The 18,637-nt window shown below is 72.6% G+C and carries 16 protein-coding genes; 11 read left to right on the forward strand and 5 right to left on the reverse strand.

What is annotated here, in order from left to right:
* Positions 1-100: 100 nt before the first annotated feature.
* Together AQJ54_RS24345 and AQJ54_RS24350 are read left to right on the forward strand one after the other, a co-directional pair.
* On the forward strand, positions 101-625 hold the full coding sequence (locus AQJ54_RS24345; protein WP_062240941.1) for a PadR family transcriptional regulator: 525 nt from the start codon (positions 101-103) through the stop codon (positions 623-625).
* 111 nt (positions 626-736) lie between these two features.
* A complete protein-coding gene (locus tag AQJ54_RS24350) occupies positions 737-1,222 on the forward strand; it encodes a VOC family protein (protein WP_079069998.1) in 486 nt (161 codons plus the stop codon).
* Positions 1,223-1,299: 77 nt separating this feature from the next.
* Here the strand turns inward: AQJ54_RS24350 and AQJ54_RS24355 are convergent, their stop codons facing one another.
* On the reverse strand, positions 1,300-2,658 hold the full coding sequence (locus tag AQJ54_RS24355) for an NAD(P)/FAD-dependent oxidoreductase (protein ID WP_062241325.1): 1,359 nt from the start codon (positions 2,656-2,658) through the stop codon (positions 1,300-1,302).
* Between the two features lie 253 nt (positions 2,659-2,911).
* Between AQJ54_RS24355 and AQJ54_RS24360 the strand changes: the two genes are divergently transcribed.
* Positions 2,912-3,208, forward strand: a complete 297-nt coding sequence (locus AQJ54_RS24360; protein ID WP_062241327.1) for a hypothetical protein — start codon at positions 2,912-2,914, stop codon at positions 3,206-3,208.
* Between the two features lie 135 nt (positions 3,209-3,343).
* Positions 3,344-4,390 carry a hypothetical protein gene (locus AQJ54_RS24365; RefSeq protein ID WP_062240943.1) on the forward strand — a complete coding sequence of 349 codons (1,047 nt, stop codon included), beginning with the start codon at positions 3,344-3,346 and terminating at the stop codon, positions 4,388-4,390.
* Positions 4,391-4,443: 53 nt separating this feature from the next.
* Here the strand turns inward: AQJ54_RS24365 and AQJ54_RS24370 are convergent, their stop codons facing one another.
* Both AQJ54_RS24370 and AQJ54_RS24375 read right to left on the reverse strand, forming a co-directional pair.
* Positions 4,444-4,626 carry a hypothetical protein gene (locus AQJ54_RS24370; RefSeq protein WP_020137233.1) on the reverse strand — a complete coding sequence of 61 codons (183 nt, stop codon included), beginning with the start codon at positions 4,624-4,626 and terminating at the stop codon, positions 4,444-4,446.
* Between the two features lie 120 nt (positions 4,627-4,746).
* Positions 4,747-5,805, reverse strand: coding sequence for a fatty acid desaturase family protein (locus AQJ54_RS24375; RefSeq protein ID WP_062240945.1), 1,059 nt, complete (start codon positions 5,803-5,805; stop codon positions 4,747-4,749).
* Between the two features lie 351 nt (positions 5,806-6,156).
* Between AQJ54_RS24375 and AQJ54_RS24380 the strand changes: the two genes are divergently transcribed.
* Positions 6,157-9,075 (forward strand): DEAD/DEAH box helicase, encoded by a 2,919-nt coding sequence (locus AQJ54_RS24380; protein WP_248845442.1) that lies wholly within the window; start codon positions 6,157-6,159, stop codon positions 9,073-9,075.
* Entirely contained in the window at positions 9,072-10,331 is a 1,260-nt protein-coding gene (locus AQJ54_RS24385) for a hypothetical protein (protein WP_062240946.1), read from the forward strand. Before AQJ54_RS24380 ends, AQJ54_RS24385 begins: the two co-directional genes overlap by 4 nt.
* Positions 10,332-10,566: 235 nt before the next feature.
* On the opposite strand, the gene AQJ54_RS46785 is transcribed toward AQJ54_RS24385, so the two are convergent.
* Both AQJ54_RS46785 and xylA read right to left on the reverse strand, forming a co-directional pair.
* Complete coding sequence (locus AQJ54_RS46785; RefSeq protein ID WP_248845431.1) at positions 10,567-11,019, reverse strand: hypothetical protein; 453 nt, start codon at positions 11,017-11,019, stop codon at positions 10,567-10,569.
* Positions 11,020-11,252: 233 nt separating this feature from the next.
* Entirely contained in the window at positions 11,253-12,419 is a 1,167-nt protein-coding gene (xylA, locus tag AQJ54_RS24395; protein WP_062240948.1) for a xylose isomerase, read from the reverse strand.
* A gap of 146 nt (positions 12,420-12,565) precedes the next feature.
* Between xylA and xylB the strand changes: the two genes are divergently transcribed.
* The 5 genes from xylB to AQJ54_RS24420 all read left to right on the forward strand — a co-directional run bounded on the left by xylB (position 12,566) and on the right by AQJ54_RS24420 (position 18,590).
* Positions 12,566-14,011 carry a xylulokinase gene (xylB, locus tag AQJ54_RS24400; protein WP_062240950.1) on the forward strand — a complete coding sequence of 482 codons (1,446 nt, stop codon included), beginning with the start codon at positions 12,566-12,568 and terminating at the stop codon, positions 14,009-14,011.
* Positions 14,012-14,018: 7 nt separating this feature from the next.
* The gene (locus AQJ54_RS24405) at positions 14,019-15,323 is read left to right on the forward strand and encodes an ROK family transcriptional regulator (RefSeq protein ID WP_248845432.1); all 1,305 of its coding nucleotides are present in this window, start codon (positions 14,019-14,021) and stop codon (positions 15,321-15,323) included.
* A gap of 247 nt (positions 15,324-15,570) precedes the next feature.
* Positions 15,571-16,584: an acetamidase/formamidase family protein gene (locus AQJ54_RS24410; protein ID WP_062240952.1), complete on the forward strand. Its 1,014-nt coding sequence runs from the start codon at positions 15,571-15,573 to the stop codon at positions 16,582-16,584.
* 28 nt (positions 16,585-16,612) lie between these two features.
* Entirely contained in the window at positions 16,613-17,212 is a 600-nt protein-coding gene (locus AQJ54_RS24415) for an N-acetylmuramoyl-L-alanine amidase (RefSeq protein WP_062240953.1), read from the forward strand.
* A gap of 61 nt (positions 17,213-17,273) precedes the next feature.
* The gene (locus AQJ54_RS24420) at positions 17,274-18,590 is read left to right on the forward strand and encodes a GAF domain-containing protein (protein ID WP_211278583.1); all 1,317 of its coding nucleotides are present in this window, start codon (positions 17,274-17,276) and stop codon (positions 18,588-18,590) included.
* Positions 18,591-18,637 lie beyond the last annotated feature (47 nt).

Genomic DNA, 18,637 nt, shown 5'->3' on the forward strand with positions numbered 1-18,637 from the left:
TCCCTTGTGCGTCCACCAGGACAATACCTCGACACCGATGTATTGCGTAGCAGATGTACACCACTGGAGAGGTACAGCGTCGGTACGACAGAATGCGTGCATGCTGGAGATGGCCATCCTCGGATTCCTCTACGACACCCCGCTGCACGGCTATGAGCTGCGCAAACGCATCACCGCACTGGCGGGACACGTGCGGCCGGTCGCCGAGAGCACGCTGTACCCGGCGATCAAGCGCCTGGAGACGGCGGGACTGCTGGCACGTACGACGGAACCCGGCGCCGTGGCCGCGCCCCGTCACGTCCTGACGCTCACCGACGAGGGACGGCGAGAGCTTCGGCGCCGGCTCGCCGAACCGGTCCGGCGCGACATCACCGACGAGAACCGGTGGTTCACCGTCCTCGCCTTCCTCCGGCACCTGGACGACGCCGGAGCGCAGGCGGCCGTGCTGCGACGACGGCTCGCCTTCCTGGAGGAGCCCGCCAGCTTCTTCTACGAGGGCGACCGGCCGTTGAGCGCCGAGGAGTTGGACGACCCCTTCCGCCGCGGGGTGCTGGTCATCGCGCGTGCCACGTCCCGGGCCGAACTCGGCTGGCTGCGGGAGACGATCGCCGCGCTCGACAGCTGATCCGGGGCGGCGCCGCGCCACGTCGGCGCTTGACCTCAAGCGAACTTGAGCTTCTACGTTCCCTCCAGGGCCGCGGGACCGACCGGCGGCGTCATTTCGTGGAGGTTCGCCGTGACCGAGCGCCCAGCCCATGCCGTGGTCCCCGACCGCTACCGCTATGCGGTGATCCCGCACATCATGGTCGACGACGCCGCCGCGGCGATCGACTTCTACCGGCGGGCGTTCGGCGCTCGCGAGGATTTCAGGCTGGACGCCCCGGGCGGCGGGATTCTGCACGCCGAGATCACCATCGGGCAGTCCGCCCTGATGCTCGGCGACGCCACCGTGGACGAGGCGGAGTCCGGCGCCTTCGCCGCGCCCGCCTCCCTCGGCGGCGGCACGTCCGTCGCGCTGCATGTCTTCGTGCCGGACGTGGACAGCCTGGCGAAGCGCGCGGAAGCCGCCGGCGCCGAGATCCTCCAGCCTCCGCAGGACACGTTCCACGGTGACCGCACGGTCATCCTCAAGGACCCCTCAGGACACTTGTGGGTCTTTCTGACGCACGTGGAGGATCTGTCGGAAGAGGAACTCCAGCACCGTCTGACCACCGCCGGGTGACCTCCCCGCCCCGACACCCCCGGGCGTCACCGGTCCGCGGAACGCCAGGCGCCACCGGCCCGCGGTCGCGATGATCATCACGTGCGCGAACCGGGCTCCTCCGGCGCCGTCGGCGGCTCGGCCGGCGTGGGCGGGACCTGGCCGAACAGGACGGCCCGGGCCACGGGCGGCGCGAACAGTGCGCCGACGGGGGCCGAGAGGGTCAGCACGGCACGGAAGGCAGCGCCCACGACGGGGTTCCCGGGAGCTCGCTCCTGCACCCGGCGCAGGTACCAGCCGGCGACCTGGTCGGCCGGTCCGCCGGCGAGCGCGCTGCCGACCGCTCCGGGCATCTTCCGGTCGGCGCCCGCGGAGATGTCCCACGCCTGCCGGGAGGCGGCGAGGAGCGCCTGCTGCACGCGCCGTGTCGTGGGCGTCCGACGCGGGTCGGCCAGGGCGTCGCGCAGAGCGACCGCGCTCATCGCGGCCACGGCCATGCCCTGGCCGTAGATCGGGTTGAACGTGCACAGGGCGTCGCCGGTGGCGAGGAAGCCCGCAGGACGGCCCGGCACGTCGTAGCGGCGGCGTACGTTGGCGGTCCGCCGGTAGCCGAACGCCGGGGAGAGGGGCTCGGCGTCCGCCAGCCACCGGTCCAGCAGCGGATGCGCCAGCCTCTTGGTGTACGTCACGAACTCTTCGTCGCCCGTGGGTGGTTCGTCGCCGCGCAGCCCCGAGACGATCACCAGGTGGCTGCCGTCCTCCAGGGGCAGTGCGCCGCCTCCGTGGACCTGGTCGGGGCCGGGGTAGACGTAGTAGCCGAGGGTGTCGCCGTCGAGGACACCGTCCGGGCCGCGGTAGACGCGGGAGGCGTAGGCGAGCCCGGTGTCGATGGTCTCCTCCGGCGCGGCCTCGGCGCCGATCGCCGTGAGCCATTGAGCAGCTTTGGTTCCGCCGCCGGAGGCGTCCACGACCAGATCGGCCTCCAGCGGCCGCGCCTCGGCGTGGGCGTCGCCGGAGCGCTCCCGCAGGAGTACGCCCCGCACGCGCGCGGCGTCACCGAGGAGTCCGACGACATCGGTCCCGTCCACCACGCTGATCACCGGGTCGGCGAGGACCCGCCGCCGGACCAGTTCCTCCAGTTGCGCGCGGGACCCGGTGTAGATGTGCGTGGTGGCCGGATACCGGCGGAACCAGCGCCCGTTCTGCCACATCACCATGTCCGACGGCATGCCCACCCGAGGGGCGCCCGCCTCCCGCAGCTCGTCCAGGAAGCCGGGCAGCAGCGCCTCCAGGGCCTGCTGGCCGCCCTTCAGCAGGACGTGCGGATGCCGCCCCTGAGGGACGCCGGGACGGGGCTTGGGGCCGTCCGGGAACCGGTCGCGCTCGACAACGGTCACCCGGTCGGCGTGGCCGGCCAGGGCGTGCGCCGCGAGGAGCCCCGCGAGGCTGCCGCCCACGACCACCGCGTGCCGTTCCCCTCGACGGTCCCCTTCGCCCCAACGGCCTTTCTGTACGGCAGATTTCACCGGTCGCCCCCTTGGTCGCCACGTGGTGGAAGGGCACAAGTATCCCGCCCCGTAAAGTGGGTTGACGGCTTTCCGGCCTTAGGAACGCCGTGTCCCTCTTCTGCCGCCGACGCTCGGACCCACGTCGAGCGGGGAAGAGGAATGTTCGACAGGACCACGTCACTCAGGGGGAAAGGTGGTCGCCATGTGGGGCAGGATCCGCAAGTCAGGCACCCGGTTCGTGAACGCGATGCGCATCGAGGAGCAGCCCGAGGGGGCGGCTCGCACGTACAACCTGTTCGAGGCTGCCGCCGCGTATGTCTCGGCCTGCGCCGAGGACGACCAGGAGCGGCTCGAGGAGGCCGCGGCCTGGGTGTCGCCCGAAGCGCTGTCGTTCGGGGTCAACGAACTCGCGTGCCGGGCCGTCATCGCCCTCGCCCGGGAGCGCGACGAGTCGCCGCGTGAGGTGGCCCGCGCGCTCCTCGGACTGCCGGCGGCCTGATCGACGGGCAAAGGATGGTCGATTCGCCCCGTCCAGCCGGAAAACTGCAGCTCCGGGTGTTCTTGCCAGTCGTGACAAGCGCCTTCCCCGCGCACTAGGGTGCGCGCCGTTGGACTTACCGATGGGGAGGCTGGGATGGCCGGGACGGACGAGGACGCCGTCGCCGCCGCGGAGGACGCGCTCTATGTGCTGACGGCGGTGCTGCTGACGCCGGCGAAGTTCCCGAGCGTGCTGGGCGACGACTATCCGGAGGCGTGTGCGGCGCTCGGTCTGGCGCCGCTGGCCGACGGGTACGGCCTGGTGATCGGCCAGGACGGGGCCGGCGCCCGGTGGACGGTCGTCATCGACGACGTCTCCCTGGTGGCGGTGGCGATCGCGTCCTGGGACTGCGGCATGGAGTACGAACTGTCGCCCGAGGAGCACACCGTGGTGGCCGCGCTGCCCGGTTGGCCCCTCGCGGTCGCCGTGGCCGCGCCCGGCGTGCCGGCGCCGCACGACCCGGAGGCCGATGCCGCCTACGGTCCCGTGCTCGCGCCCCCGGACACCACGACCTGGGGATCGGCCCAGCGGCGCCTGGGTGCCGACGAGATCGCGCTCCAGTGGGCGATGTGGCGCGAGCAGATCGACGACTCGGCCTTCGCGAGCCCGAGCGGCGCGTCGGCCGCGTCGACGGCGCCCGAGAAGACCTCCGCGGGGAAGGCCTCCGAAGAGAAGGCCGCGGACCAAGGCCCCGCCGAAGTCAGCTCCTCGGCAAGCGGCTCCTCGGCTGGCAGCTCCTCGCCAGGCAGTTCCTCGCCAGGCAGTTCCTCGAACGGCCAGGCCGCCGGCGGGGGCATCGCGGAGAGTGGCTCCTCGGACGGCACGGGCGCGGTCACGGACGCCTCGGGCGGGGCCGGGAAGACGGCGGGCAAAGGCCACAGCGGTGTGCGGCGCGTGCTCGCCGAGGCCCGTGCCTACATCGAGTCGCCGCCGCCCCTCGGTCGAGTCAGGTCCTCGTTCGCGTCGGGCGACTCCCGGACGCTGCGAGCCGACGGCCCCGGGTGGTCGCTGGTGGCCCGGACCGACGACATCGCGTTCGTGCTCCTGGACGACGAGCCCGGGGAGGTCCTGCCGGTGGGGCGGGGCCCGGAGCTGCCGGGACTGCTGGCCGCGCTCGACAAGTTGGCCGTACGCCCCAGCTGAACCGCCGCTCCGCACCGGCCGGGCCTGACGTGCTCCCGGCCGGTGCGCGGAGGTCAGCGGCCCAGTTCCTTGCGGGTGACCCGGCGCAGCCTGCGCCGCTGGGAGGGGTCCAGGGTGAGGTAGGCGGCGGCCGGGACCCCCAGGACGATCAGGAGTGCGGCCCACCAGGGCAGCCAGATCAGCAGGAGCAGCCCGACCGCCACACCCCCTGCGGCGATCTTCGCGTTCTTCGACATGTGTGTCGCCTCCTTCGCGGCCCTTGCCGCTCTCTGTCCGGAAAAACGGGTCCGCGCTGCCTGTAGTTCCGGACCACGACCCTGAGACATCCCTGAGAACACCCCCTGAGACGTCCCGGATCAGTGGTCGGTCCGAAGCGGCTCGCCCACATCGTGCATGTGCTTCAGCGCCTGCCGGTAGGAGTCGACGAGACCGGTCTCGGTGTAGGGGATACCCAGATCCCGGCAGTGCGCGCGCACGAGCGGCTGTGCGAGGCGCAGATGCGGCCGGGGCATGCTGGGAAACAGGTGGTGCTCCACCTGGTAGTTGAGCCCTCCGAGGAACCAGTCGGTGAGGGCGCCGCCGCGGATGTTGCGGGAGGTGAGCACCTGTCGGCGCAGGTGGCCCCAGGACTCGCCGTCCGGGTCGGGCATCTCCATGCCCTTGTGGTTGGGCGCGAACGACATCCCGAGGTGCAGGCCGAACAACGCCTGGTGGATCGCCGCGAAGGCCAGCGCCTTGCCGGGCGACATGACGGTCAGCAACAGCGTGGCGTAGGCGGCGACATGGGTCACCAGGAGGGCGCCTTCGACGGCACGCTCTCCCGGAGCCTGGCGGCGCAGATCCCGGAAGCCCTGGATCTTCAGGGCGATGCCTTCGAGCAGGGTGAGGGGGAAGAACAGCCAGGCCTGCCGGCGGGTGAGCCAACGCCGGAAGCCCGTACGCAGCTTGGCCTGTTCACCGGTGAAGACCAGGACGTCCGCGGCGACGTCGGGGTCCTTGTCGATGTGGTTGGGGTTGGCGTGGTGGCGGTTGTGCTTGTGGTTCCACCAGGAGTAGCTCATCCCCAGGAGCAGGTTGCCGTGGACCAGGCCGATGACGCGGCTGGTGGCCTTGTCGCCGGTGATCTGGGCGTGGCCGGCGTCGTGGCCTATGAAGGCGGTGCGGGCGGAGAAGACGGCGAGGAGCGGGGCCAGCAGCAGGGTCAGCCAGGTGTCGCCGGACAGGATCACGGCCGTGACAAGGCCGGCCAGGGCGAGTGCGTTGACGGCGATGGTCCGGGCGTACCAGCCGTGGCGGCGCTCAAGGAGCCCCCGGTTCTTCACCACGCGCAGGAGTGGCGTGAACTCACTGGGGCCGGGCGGTGAGCCGGACGTACCGCGCGGGTGGGGTACGAGGGTTGCGGTGCGCTGCGGCATGTCCGGACTCCGGCTCTCTCAGGAAACGTTCTGACCTGAGGAAACGTACGAAGTGGTGACCTGTCGCGACCATCCGACAGTCCCCCCTGCGGGGACGGGGGGCAACACCGGGGGCAGAGGGGGGTTGGCAACACCTCCGCGCAAAGCGACTCGGATCGACAAAGGGGCTCGGATCGCTCTCCGACGGCCGTGGGGAGTGATGTACCCTCGACCACTCCGACCGAGTAGTCAAGTTTGAGGAGTACCGCGATCACCGTCCAGAGGTTCCCCGCGGCAACACCGTCCGAGATCTCCGCACTGGCATCCTGCTGTGCCGTGTTCCTGCCGGGAGACCCGGCCCGCACGGGCGTCATGGCCTTCTGGAGGCCGGACGGCACCCCGCCGCCCGCCGTGGCGGCGGGAAGGGCCGAGGAGACGGCTCTCGTGGTGCCCGGCAGCGGCGGCGCGGAACTGGTGAGCCGGCCCGCGGTCCTGCTGCCGGTCCGCGCCGCCCTGCCGGTCCTCACGCGTGCGCGTGCCTCGGCGCAAGGGCATCGCGCCACCGAGTTCTGGGGTGCCGCGGCCGTGCTCGCCCTCCAGTGCGTGGCGCGTGGGCTGCTGCTGCCCGGCCTGTCCCCCGCAGACCATGACGCCTGGCGCGTCGGCCCCCTGGGCGCGGCGGACATCGAGCGCGTCCAACGGCTCGCCGCCGCGATGCCGCCCGAGGCGCACGCCGTACCCCTGAGCAGCGCCGAACCGCTGCGCCTGCCCGAGCCCGAACAGCTGCTGCGCGCTTTCCTGGACGCCGTCGCGGACGCCCTGCCCCGCTCCCCCGCGGCACCCCTCGTGACCGGCGGACCCGCCTACGCCGCTCAGGAACCGCAGTACCTGCCTGAACAGCGCGCGTGGGCGGCGGAGGTCGCCGCGGGCCATGACGCGGGCGTACGCGTCTCCTTGCGGATCGAGGTCGCAGGTCTGGTCACCGATGCCGAGGTCCAGGGTCTGGTCAGCGATCGCGAGGCCGAGGGTCTGGTCAGCGAAGCCAAGGGTCCGGCCGTCGCCTATCGCGAAGCCAAGGGTCCGGCCACCGATCCCGAAGGCCAGGTTCCGGCTGCCGATCCCGAAGGCCAGATTCCGACTGCCGATCACAAAGGCCAGATTCCGGCTGCCGACGAACAGCCCTCCTTCCGGTCCGTGCTCCAGGTGCACAGCGTGAGCGACCCGGCGATGGTCGCCGACGCTGCCGACGTGTGGACGGGAACCGCGGCCTTCGACTCACGCGCGCGGATGGACGTCCTCCTCGCCCTCCGCCGGGCAGCGCGCGCGTGGCCGCCGCTCGCCCCGCTGCTCTCGGCACCGGTGCCGGACGCCGTGGAGCTCGTGGACGAGGAGGTGACCGACCTCCTGGGCGAGGGAGCCCGGGCTCTCGCACGCATCGGGGTCGAGGTGCACTGGCCCCGGGCGCTGACCAGAAACCTCACCACGCGTGCGACGGTCGGGCCGCCGGACGGCGACGGGGGCACCTCGGGTGCTCCGTCCTTCCTGTCCGCCGACGCCCTGCTCGCGTTCGACTGGTGGTTCGCGCTGGGCGACCAGCGGCTCACGCGCGAGGAGCTGGACCGGCTCGCCGAGTCGAACCGCCCTGTCGTACGGCTGCGCGACCAGTGGGTGCTGGTCGACCCGCACGAGGTACGCCGGGCGCAGGCACGGCAGGACCGCAAGGTGACACCCGTCGACGCCCTGAGCGCCGCTCTGACGGGCTCCGCCGAGATCGACGGCCGCAGGGTCGACGTACAGCCCACCGGATGGCTGGCGGCCCTCAGGGACCGGCTCTCGGACCCTGAGGGCCAGGAGCCGGTCCCGCAACCGGCCGCGCTCTCCGCGACGCTGCGCGACTACCAGCGCCGGGGCCTCAACTGGCTGGCCCGTATGACGTCCTCGGGGCTCGGCTGCTGTCTCGCCGACGACATGGGGCTCGGCAAGACGATCACCTTGATCGCGCTGCATCTGCACCGGCAGACCGACAGCACGTCCGCCGGCCCCACCCTCGTGGTGTGCCCGACCTCCTTGATGGGCAACTGGCAGCGCGAGATCGCGAGGTTCGCTCCCGGTACGGCCGTGCGCCGCTTCCACGGACCGCGGCGCGACCTCGACGGCCTGGCCGACGGGGAGTTCGTGCTGACCACGTACGGCACCATGCGCCTGGACGCGCCCCGCCTCGCCGAGGTGGCATGGGGAATGGTCGTCGCGGACGAGGCCCAGCACGTGAAGAACCCTTACTCGGCGACCGCCCGTGAGCTTCGCACGATCGACGCACGCGCACGCGTGGCGCTCACCGGCACCCCGGTCGAGAACAACCTGTCCGAGCTGTGGGCCATCCTCGACTGGACGACTCCGGGCCTGCTGGGCCGGCTGGGCACGTTCCGCGACCGGTACGCGCAGGCGGTCGAGAGCGGCCGGGACCCTGCTGCCGCGGAACGGCTGGCCCGGCTGGTGCGGCCCTTCCTGTTGCGCCGCCGCAAGTCGGACCCGGGCATCGCCCCGGAGCTGCCGCCGAAGACCGAGACCGACCGTGCCGTCTCGCTCACCCCGGAACAGGTCGGCCTGTACGAGGCCGTGGTGCGGGAGACCCTCGCGGAGATCGCCGCCGCGGACAGCATGGCGCGGCGGGGACTGATCGTGAAGCTCCTGACGGGCCTCAAACAGATCTGCAACCACCCGGCGCAGTTCCTCAAGGAGGAGCGGCCCACGATCGCGGCCCGCTCCGGGAAGCTGGAACTCCTGGACGAACTCCTGGACACGATCCTCGCCGAAGGGGCGAGCGTGCTGGTGTTCACGCAGTACGTGCGCATGGCCGGTCTCATCGAGCGCCATCTCGCGGCACGCGGTCTGCGCACGCAGTTCCTGCACGGCGGGACCCCGGTCGCCGGGCGGGAGGCGATGGTGGCGCGGTTCCAGGAGGGCGAAGTACCCGTGTTCCTGCTGTCGTTGAAGGCCGCGGGCACCGGACTGAACCTCACCCGGGCCGAGCACGTCGTGCACTACGACCGCTGGTGGAACCCGGCCGTCGAGGCACAGGCCACCGACCGCGCGTACCGCATCGGGCAGACCCGTCCCGTGCAGGTGCACCGGTTGATCGCCGAGGGGACGATCGAGGACCGCATCGCCGACATGCTGCACCGCAAGCGGGAGTTGGCCGACGCGGTGCTCGGTGCCGGCGAGGCGGCCCTGACCGAGCTGACGGACGCCGAGCTCGCGGACCTGGTCGAACTTCGAGGGGGCGCACGATGACGGGCCACGACACCGACACCGAGCGCACGTTCGCGGCACTGCCGCCCGCCCAGGGACGAGGGTTCGCGCGGACATGGTGGGGCAAGGCGTGGTTGCGGGCGCTGGAGGACGCCGCACTGGACTCGGGGCAGGTGAAGACCGGGCGGCGGCTCGCCCGCGCGGGTGCGGTGGGCGCGGTGTCCGTGCGCGCGGGACGCATCACGGCCGTCGTCCTCGACCGTGACCGCACCGCCCACCGTGCCGACGTGCTGCTGGCCGAGCTGTCGGCCGAGCAGTGGGACCGTTTCCTCGACCTGGCCGTGGAACGGTCGGGGTACGTCGCCGCGCTGCTGGACCGCGAGATGCCCACGCACCTCGTGGAGGACGCGGCAAGCGCCGGCATCGACCTGCTGCCGGGGCTCGGCGACCTGGAACCGGAGTGCGACTGCGGAGCCTGGGACCACTGCGGGCACACGGCGGCACTCTGCTACCAGATGGCCCGCCTGGTGGACCAGGACCCGTTCGTCCTGCTGCTGATGCGCGGCCGCGGCGAACAGAGCGTCCTGGACGCCCTCCAGGCCCGCACCGCGGCTCCCGCGGAGGAGGCCCCCGCACCGGAGGGCGTGGACGCCGCCGAGGCGTACGCGGCCGGCGACATCCTGCCGCCGCTGCCCGCACCGCCGGTACCGCCCCACCCGCCCGGTCTTCCGCCCGCTCTGGACACCGAGGTTCCGCCGGCGCCGGGAGTGGATCCGGCCGCCCTCCGCCACCTGGCCGCGCGGACCGCCGTGGAGGCGCAGCGGCTGCTCACGGAGGCCCTCCGGCCGCACTCCGACCAGCACGCCGCCGCAGGCGCCGAACTGACGGCCGCTCAGGACGCGGTGCGGCTCGCGGTCGACGCCCCCGACGAGGCGGTGACGGGGCGACTGGCCGAGGGATCGGGGCGCGATCCGCACTCTCTGGCTCTCGCCACGCGCGCGTGGGAGCTCGGTGGAGCGGCCGCGCTCGCCGTACTGGAGGAGGAGTGGGCGCCGGACGAGGAGGGAGAAATTCACGCACGCGCGCGTGCCGACCTGCACTCGGCCTGGGACGAGGACGAGCGGCCGACGTTGCGGGCGGTCGGCAACCGATGGACCGTCGCGGACGCGCCCGTTCAGATACGCCTGGGGCGGGACGGCCGCTGGTGGCCGTACCGGCGGGAACAGGGACGCTGGGTGCCCGCGGGCCCGGCCGCGCTGGATCCGGCGACGGCGCTGGCCTCGGCGGGGTCCGCCTGAGCCGCATCGCAGCAGTAGTTCGGCCGGCCCCCGCAGGAGCGTGCTGCGTGGCCGAATCCGAGGTGCCCACGCGTGGGGCGCCGCACGGCGACGGCCGTCTCCGTGCGGCCCGGCGGCGCTCCCAGGCAGTGATGCAGACCGCGGCGTCGATCAGGTCCGGTTCGGGAGGCCATGCCGAGGAGTTCCGGAGCGGCGCCGTACCCCCCAGCCGTCATCCAGCCGCACCCCCCAGCCCTCACCCGAAGGACGGAAGCAACGACTCCAGGTCGCTCGGGAACTCGCTGGGAAGCTCGCTGGGGAACTGCGACGGAAGCTCGCTGGGCAGCTCGCTCGGGAGCCGTGTGGGCAGGCTGAACGACGGCTCGGGAGAGCCGCTCGTGCTGGTCTGCGGGGCCGGGTTCTTGTCCTGTGGGTCGTCATTGCCCGATGCCATGAAGATCACGGCGATCACGGCGACGGCGGCCACGACCAGGACGAGCAGCGCGAACAGCGGGCCGCGGCGCCGACCTGGGCCTCTGGGCCCACCGCCCCGGCCTTCGTGGACGGGCGGTATCGGCTGGGTCGAGGGCAGACCCCCGTAGGGGTTCGGTCCCTTGCGTCCGAAGTCGTCAGGAGGTGGTCCGAAACCACCGCCCGGAGGCGGTGTGTCGCCCGGCGGTCCGGGCGGCTGGGGCGGTACCGGCGGCATGGCCATAGCGTCCAGAGTCGCCGCGAACCGGTCACGGGGCGACCCCCGCGCGGGAGTTGATACGGGCTCATGCCGTGGATCGCATGATTCCGGAACATTCCGCGCGGGGTCACCCCCCTACGCGCGCGTGCGCCTGACCGTCGGACCGCGCTCGTGCTCTCCGACCGTCGGCATCTGCGTATGCCGTCGAAGGAGGCCACTCACGACCGACCGCACACGCGCGTGGGCCTCGTTCAGCCGCGGGCACCCAGGAGGTGGTCCATGGCGAGCTGGTCGAGCTGTTCGAAGGCCATGCCGCGGGCGGCGGCCGCCTCCACGTCGAAGTCCTCGAAGGCGGTGCGGTCCGCGAGCAGCGACTTGAGGCCGTCCGCGGCCGTCTGCTGCGCCAGCTCGTCCAGGCGGGCGGCGCGCAGCGCCTCCTGGACCTGCGGGTCGGCGCGGAAGGCGGTGGCGCGCTCCTTGAGGATGAGGTAGTTGCGCATGCAGCCCGCGGCCGACGCCCACACACCGTCGAGGTCCTCGGTCCGCGGGGGCTTGAAGTCGAAGTGCTTCGGGCCGGCGTAACCGGCGCTCTCCAGCAGGTCGACGAGCCAGAAGGCGGCACGCAGGTCACCGGCGCCGAAGCGCAGGTCCTGGTCGTACTTGATGCCGGACTGGCCGTTGAGGTCGATGTGGAAGAGCTTGCCCGCCCACAGGGCCTGCGCGATGCCGTGCGGGAAGTTCAGCCCGGCCATCTGCTCGTGGCCGACCTCGGGGTTGACGCCGTACAGCTCGGGGCGCTCCAGGCGCTCGATGAACGCGAGGGCGTGGCCGACGGTGGGCATCAGGATGTCGCCGCGCGGCTCGTTCGGCTTGGGCTCGATCGCGAACTTCAGGTCGTAGCCCTGCTCGGTGACGTACTCGCCGAGGAGGTCGAAGGCCTCCTTCATGCGGTCGAGCGCCACGCGCACGTCCTTGGCGGCGCCGGACTCGGCGCCCTCGCGGCCGCCCCAGGCGACGTAGGTCTCGGCGCCGAGCTCGACCGCGAGGTCGATGTTGCGGATGGTCTTGCGCAGGGCGTAGCGGCGGACGTCGCGGTCGTTGGCGGTGAACGCGCCGTCCTTGAAGACCGGGTGCGTGAAGAGGTTGGTGGTCGCCATCGGCACCTTCATGCCGGTCGCGTCCAGGGCCTCGCGGAAGCGCTTGATGTGGTTCTCGCGCTCGCTGTCCGAGGACCCGAAGGGGATCAGGTCGTCGTCGTGGAAGGTCACGCCGTGGGCGCCGAGCTCGGCCAGGCGCTGCACCGTCTCGACCGGGTCGAGGGCACGGCGGGTGGCGTCGCCGAACGGGTCCCTTCCCTGCCAGCCGACGGTCCACAGGCCGAAGGTGAACCTGTCCTCGGGGGTGGGCTGGTAGTTCATGACGCGGCTCCTTGCTGCTCCGGACTATTTCGTCATGGCGGTTTACAAATTAGTATGCACACACGTCTCTGGGAAGAGACAAGGTGTCTTCGGATGGAGACACCGGCCGCATCGAGATCATGAGCCGCGCAAAAAGGGAGAGCCCGATGTCAGCAGCCGAGGGTCCGCTCGTCGTCGGTGTGGACACGTCCACCCAGTCCACCAAGGCGCTGGTGGTCGACGCGGCCACCGGCCGGGTCGTCGCCCGCGGCCAGGCGCCGCACACCGTGTCGTCCGGGGCCGGCCGCGAGAGCGACCCCCGCCAGTGGTGGGACGCGCTCTCCGAGGCCCTGCGCCAGTGCGGGGACGCCGCGCGGGAGGCCGCCGCGGTGTCGATCGGCGGTCAGCAGCACGGCCTCGTCACCCTGGACGCGCGGGGCGAGCCGGTCCGCCCGGCCATGCTCTGGAACGACGTGCGCTCGGCGCCGCAGGCCAGACGGCTCATCGACGAGCTGGGCGGCCCGAAGGCCTGGGCGGAGCGGACCGGAAGCGTGCCGGGCGCCTCCTTCACGGTCACGAAGTGGGCCTGGCTCGCCGAGCACGAGCCGGAGGCCCTGCGTGCCACCAAGGCCGTCCGCCTGCCCCACGACTACCTCACCGAGCGTCTCACCGGCGAGGGCACCACCGACCGCGGTGACGCCTCCGGCACCGGCTGGTGGGCGTCGGCGACGGAGTCGTACGACAGCGAGATCCTCGCGCACGTGGGACTCGACCCCGCGCTGCTCCCCCGCGTGGTCCGGCCCGGCGAGGTCGCCGGCACCGTCCGTGACGGCCATGACCTGCCGTTCTCCAAGGGCACCCTGGTCGCGCCCGGCACCGGTGACAACGCGGCGGCCGCGCTGGGCCTCGGGCTGCGCCCCGGCACGCCGGTGATGAGTCTCGGCACCTCGGGCACGGTGTACGCGGTGTCGAAGCGCCGCCCCACCGACGCGACCGGCACCGTGGCGGGCTTCGCCGACGCGCACGGCGACTGGCTGCCGCTCGCCTGCACCCTGAACTGCACGCTCGCCGTTGACCGCGTGGCGGCCCTGCTGAACCTGGACCGCGAGGCCGTGGAGCCGGTCTCGGGGGTCACCCTGCTGCCCTATCTGGACGGCGAGCGCACCCCGAACCTGCCGAACGCCTCGGGTCTCCTGCACGGCCTGCGCCACGACACCACCGGCGGGCAGCTCCTCCAGGCGGCCTACGACGGTGCCGTACAGGCGCTGCTCGGGGCCCTGGACCTGGTGCTCGACGCGGACGCCGACCGTTCCACGCCGCTGCTGCTGATCGGCGGCGGCGCCCAGGGCACCGCCTGGCAGCAGACCGTACGACGGCTCTCGGGACGTCCGGTCCAGGTGCCGGAGGCCAAGGAGCTGGTCGCGCTGGGCGCCGCCGCGCAGGCCGCCGGGCTGCTGACCGGCGAGGACCCGGGCGCGGTCGCTCGCCGCTGGAACACGACCGCCGGGCCCGTGCTGGAGGCCGTGGAGCGGGACGACGAGACGCTGGCCAGGATCGCCGGGGTACTCTCCGACGCGGCGCCGCTGCTGGAGCGGGGGACCTCTGAGGAGTGAGGGAGGCATGACCGCACCGCTGCACAACGCCGAACCGGCCGGCCCGCACGATGCCCGCCCTGCCGCCTCGGGGCGCGGCCCGCACGACGCGCCACCGGCAGGACCGGCGCGTGGCCCGCACGACACCCACCCGGCGGGCCCCCGCCGGGGCCTGCCCGACACGCAGCAGGGCATGCGCCGCCGCAATCTGGCCCGTGTCATGCACGCCGTGAGCGCCGAGGGGCCGCTGTCGCGTGCCGCGGTGGCGTCGCGGATCGGTCTGACCCGGGCCGCGGTGTCGACCCTCGTCGACGAGCTCATACGCTCGGGGCTCCTGGAGGAACTGGGCCCCGAGCGCCCCGGGCGGGTCGGCAGGCCCGGCTCCGCGCTCGCCGTCAGCGGGCGGGGCCCCGCCGGGATAGGCGCGGAGATCGGCGTGGACCACCTCGCGGTCTGCGCGGTCGACCTGCGTGGCCGGACCCGCGCACAGGTGGTGCGGTACGGCGCGAACCGGGGCCGCGCGCCCGAGCCGGTGATCGCGGAACTCTCCTCGCTGGTCCGCGAGGTGGTGGCGGAGGCCGAGAGCGAGGGCCTGTGGCCCGCGGGACTCGCCGTGGCGGTGCCCGGCCTGGTGGCGCGTGACGCCCGGACCGTCGTCCGCGCCCCCAACCTCGACTGGCACGACACCGATCTCGGCGCCCTGCTGCCCGAGGACTTCCCGCTGACCGTGGGCAACGAGGCCAACTTCGGCGCGCTGGCCGAACTCTGGCTGGGCGACGGCACACCCCACGACTTCCTGCACGTCTCGGCGGAGATCGGCATCGGCGCGGCCCTGGTGGTGGACGGCCAGCTGCTGCGCGGCACCCGCGGTTTCGCGGGCGAGCTGGGCCATGTGCCGGTGCGCCCGGACGGCCCCCGCTGTCCGTGCGGCGGCCGGGGCTGTCTGGAGCAGTACGCCGGTGAGGAGGCCGTGCTCAGGGCGGCGGGCCTCGAACAGGGCGAGGACCGGGTCGGGCTGCTCGCGCAGCACGCGGCGGACGGCGACGAGGACGTGCGGGACGCCCTGCGCGAGGCGGGAGAGGCACTCGGTATCGCGCTGACCGGAGCGGTCAATCTCCTCGACCCCGAAGGCGTGGTGCTCGGCGGGGCGCTGGCGGGGCTCGCGCCCTGGCTGCTGCCCTCGCTGCGGGACGAACTGGCCCGGCGCACCGCCGGTCAGGCCTGTCCTGTGTCGGTGTCACGCCTGGGTTCGCAGGGGCCGCTGCTGGGCGCCGCGCACTCGGTGGTGCGGGCGGTGCTGGACGACCCGTCGGTTGTGGGCGAACGGGCCTGATCCCCCCGTCACTTCACCCCACCGGGTGAGGGGGTTATCCACACATCCAAGGTTGTCCACGGAAAAACCAAGCGGTCTTCTGTCCAATCGGCACCCCCCGTACCGTGATTCACGCGAGGCACCCAGCGACCTCGCACAACGCGAGCGGGGGTGACATGTCGACGGAAACAGCCGCGGAACTGCGGCGTGACGCCATCGGACTGCGCGAGGTCCTCTGCGAACCCGACCGAATCGGAGCCGTGCAGCGATGAGCGACCCCAGAATTCTGACGGTACGGCCCGAACCGGGCGAGTACGCCTGGACGTTCGGCGGTGCCCCGCCGGTGGCCCGCATCAAGCCCGGTACCGTGCTCGACCTCTACACCGAGGACTGCTTCGCGGGGCGGGTGCGGTCCGAGAAGGACCTGGTGTCCGAGGTGTGCGAATTCCCCTTCCTGAACCCGCAGACCGGTCCCTTCCACATCGAGGGCGCCGAGCCGGGCGACACCGTCGCCGTGCACTTCGTGTCCGTGGAACCGGCCCGGGACTGGGCCGCGTCCACCACGGTCCCCCTGTTCGGCGCGCTCACCTCCACGCACACCACGGCCACGCTCCAGCCCCCGCTGCCGGAGACCGTGTGGATCTGGCAGCTGGACCGGACCCGCCGCACGGCCCTGTTCCGGGCGCACGACAGCGACATCGAGATCGAGCTGCCCATGGACCCGATGCACGGCACCGTCGGGGTGGCGCCGGCCAATCTGGAGGTGCGCTCGGCGCTGGTGCCCGACGCGCACGGCGGGAACATGGACACACCGGAGATGCGGGCCGGCGTCACCTGCTACCTCGGGGTCAACGTGGAGGGCGCGCTGCTCAGCCTCGGTGACGGCCACGCCCGGCAGGGCGAGGGAGAGACCTGCGGGGTCGCCGTCGAGTGCGCGATGAACACCGTGGTGATCGTGGAACTGCTCAAGGGGCTCGCCACGCCCTGGCCGCGCATCGAGTCGGACACCCACATCATCTCGACCGGCTCGGCCCGCCCGCTGGAGGACGCGTTCCGGATATCCCAGCTCGACCTGGTGCAGTGGCTGGTCCGCGACTACGGGTTCAGCGAGCTGGACGCCTACCAGTTCGCCACGCAGGCCGTGGAATCGCCGTTGGCCAACGTCTGCGACACCAACTACACGTGCGTGGCGAAGATCCGCAAGGAATGGCTGCCCGCGCGCGAGACTCACCGCGGAGTGCACGACCGGCTCCGTGAGACCGCGGCGGCCTTTCGGGGCTGAACGCCGCCGACCTGAGAGGCACCGATCCTTGGAACGCGCCAGGCCGCTGTTCGACCGACGGCGGCTGCTGAAGGGGGCCTTGCTGGCCGCCGTACCGTACACACTGCTTCCCGAGACACGGGCGGGGGCGGCTCCGCAGAGCGGCGACTACCCCCTCGCCGAGTGGCAGCCCGCCACGTCCTCCAACTTCACGGAGTCGGACCGTCCGTGGTCCTACCGGGTGAACCTGGTGGTCGTCCACGTCACGCAGACCACGTACACCGAGGCCCTGGACATCTTCCGCAACCCGGCGAAGCAGGTCTCCGCCCACTACGTCGTGCGCTCGGCCGACGGGCACGTCGCGCAGTGCGTGCGGGAGGCGGACGTCGCCTGGCATGCGGGGAACTGGGACTACAACACGCGCAGCATCGGCATCGAGCACGAGGGGTGGGTGGACAAGCCGGCCTACTTCACCGACGCCCTGTACGAGGAGTCCGCGAAGCTCACGGCGGGGATCTGCGACAAGTACGGCATTCCCCGGGACCGCGCGCACATCATCGGGCACTACGAGGTGCCGGGTTCGGATCACACCGACCCGGGGCCGTCCTGGGACTGGACGCGCTACATGAGGATGGTGGAAGCCATGTGATCCGGTCTCGTTCGGGTGGCGCCGGTCGAAGAGGTTGTCGGGTCGGGCACCCGGAGTGACGATGTTCCCAGCCGCATCGTGTTCCGGGGAGGCCGAGTTGTCCGATCCATGGGTGGCCCTGGAGGCGGGTGCCGACCCCGCCGAGCGGGTCCGGATGCTGCTGCGGGCGCACGAGACGTTCACCGAGGCGGGTACGGTGCAGCGGCCGGTGCGCCCGGTGGTGGCGGATTCGTGGCGGCGTTCCGCGCGGGCGGGGGTGGGGCCCGACGGGACGGCGAGCGTCGAACTCAGCGACGGCGACCTCGGCGCGTACCGGGCGGAGCATCCGCTGGCGCGGGTCATGCCGTTGTTCCGTGAGCTGATGGGGACCTTCGCCTCCGACGGGGAGCATCTGCTCGCGGTGTGCGACGAGCACGGCAGGCTGCTGTGGGTCGAGGGGCACGCGACGACCCGGCGGAAGGCCGACCGGATGAACTTCGTGCCGGGGGCGCGGTGGTCGGAGACCGCGGTCGGGACGAACGCGCCGGGCACCGCGGTGGCGGTGGACCGGCCCGTGCAGGTGTTCGCGGCCGAGCACTTCATCCGCCGGGTGCAGCCGTGGACGTGCGCGGCGGCGCCGGTGCACGATCCGCGGACCGGGCGGGTGCTGGGAGCCGTGGACATCACCGGCGGGGACGGGCTGGCCCATCCGCACAGTCTGGGCTTCGTCCAGGCGGTCGCGCGGGCCGCCGAGTCGCAGCTGGCGCTGCTGCTCCCGCCCGAGACGGCCGCCGACACCCCCGAACTGAGCGCGCTGGGCCGGGACGAAGCGGTGTTCGCGAGCGCCGGACGCAGGATCAGGCTGAGCCGGCGGCACAGCGAGATCCTGGTACTGCTGTCCCGGCACCCGGAGGGCCTGAGCGGGGACGAGCTGCTGTGCGCGCTGTACGAGGACGAGTCGGTGACGCCGGTGACGCTGCGGGCCGAACTGGCCAGGCTGCGGCGGGTGCTGGGTCCGGGGCTGCTGGCGTCGCGGCCGTACCGCCTGACCGTGCCGGTCGAGTCGGACGTGGCCGTCGTGGAGCGGCGGTTGGAGAGCGGGGCGGTCACGGGGGCGGCGCGGGGGTACACCGGTCCGCTGCTGCCCGCCTCGCGGGCCCCGGCAGTGGCACGGCTCAGGCGTCTGATCGCCGACGGGCTGCGCACGGCGTTGATCGCCCGCCGGGATCCCGACCTGCTGGCGGACTGGGCGCACGCGCCGTGGGGCGAGGACGACCTCGACGTGTGGCGGGCGCTGGCGGCCGTACGGCCCACGGCGAGCGTGCGGTCCCGGCTGGCCGCGCTGGAGTCGGAGCTGGCCGCGCCGACGGCAACGTGGTTGCAACGTCCGCGCTTCTAGCCTCACGCGCAGAGCCGCCCAACGGCGGGCGGCGCTGCTGAAGGAGG

Origin of the sequence: Streptomyces griseorubiginosus, from assembly GCF_001514195.1 — a bacterium.
GTDB lineage: Bacteria > Actinomycetota > Actinomycetes > Streptomycetales > Streptomycetaceae > Streptomyces > Streptomyces griseorubiginosus.

What these genes read in the sequence shown, in the direction of transcription:
- xylA (WP_062240948.1), bottom strand. Translation starts at nt 12,419, where the DNA reads ATGAACTACCAGCCCACCCCCGAGGACAGGTTCACCTTCGGCCTGTGG.
- AQJ54_RS24405 (WP_248845432.1), top strand. Translation starts at nt 14,019, where the DNA reads ATGACCGCACCGCTGCACAACGCCGAACCGGCCGGCCCGCACGATGCC.
- AQJ54_RS24370 (WP_020137233.1), bottom strand. Translation starts at nt 4,626, where the DNA reads ATGTCGAAGAACGCGAAGATCGCCGCAGGGGGTGTGGCGGTCGGGCTG.
- AQJ54_RS24345 (WP_062240941.1), top strand. Translation starts at nt 101, where the DNA reads ATGCTGGAGATGGCCATCCTCGGATTCCTCTACGACACCCCGCTGCAC.
- AQJ54_RS46785 (WP_248845431.1), bottom strand. Translation starts at nt 11,019, where the DNA reads ATGCCGCCGGTACCGCCCCAGCCGCCCGGACCGCCGGGCGACACACCG.
- AQJ54_RS24365 (WP_062240943.1), top strand. Translation starts at nt 3,344, where the DNA reads ATGGCCGGGACGGACGAGGACGCCGTCGCCGCCGCGGAGGACGCGCTC.
- AQJ54_RS24360 (WP_062241327.1), top strand. Translation starts at nt 2,912, where the DNA reads ATGTGGGGCAGGATCCGCAAGTCAGGCACCCGGTTCGTGAACGCGATG.
- xylB (WP_062240950.1), top strand. Translation starts at nt 12,566, where the DNA reads ATGTCAGCAGCCGAGGGTCCGCTCGTCGTCGGTGTGGACACGTCCACC.
- AQJ54_RS24410 (WP_062240952.1), top strand. Translation starts at nt 15,571, where the DNA reads ATGAGCGACCCCAGAATTCTGACGGTACGGCCCGAACCGGGCGAGTAC.
- AQJ54_RS24420 (WP_211278583.1), top strand. Translation starts at nt 17,274, where the DNA reads ATGTTCCCAGCCGCATCGTGTTCCGGGGAGGCCGAGTTGTCCGATCCA.
- AQJ54_RS24385 (WP_062240946.1), top strand. Translation starts at nt 9,072, where the DNA reads ATGACGGGCCACGACACCGACACCGAGCGCACGTTCGCGGCACTGCCG.
- AQJ54_RS24375 (WP_062240945.1), bottom strand. Translation starts at nt 5,805, where the DNA reads ATGCCGCAGCGCACCGCAACCCTCGTACCCCACCCGCGCGGTACGTCC.
- AQJ54_RS24380 (WP_248845442.1), top strand. Translation starts at nt 6,157, where the DNA reads ATGGCCTTCTGGAGGCCGGACGGCACCCCGCCGCCCGCCGTGGCGGCG.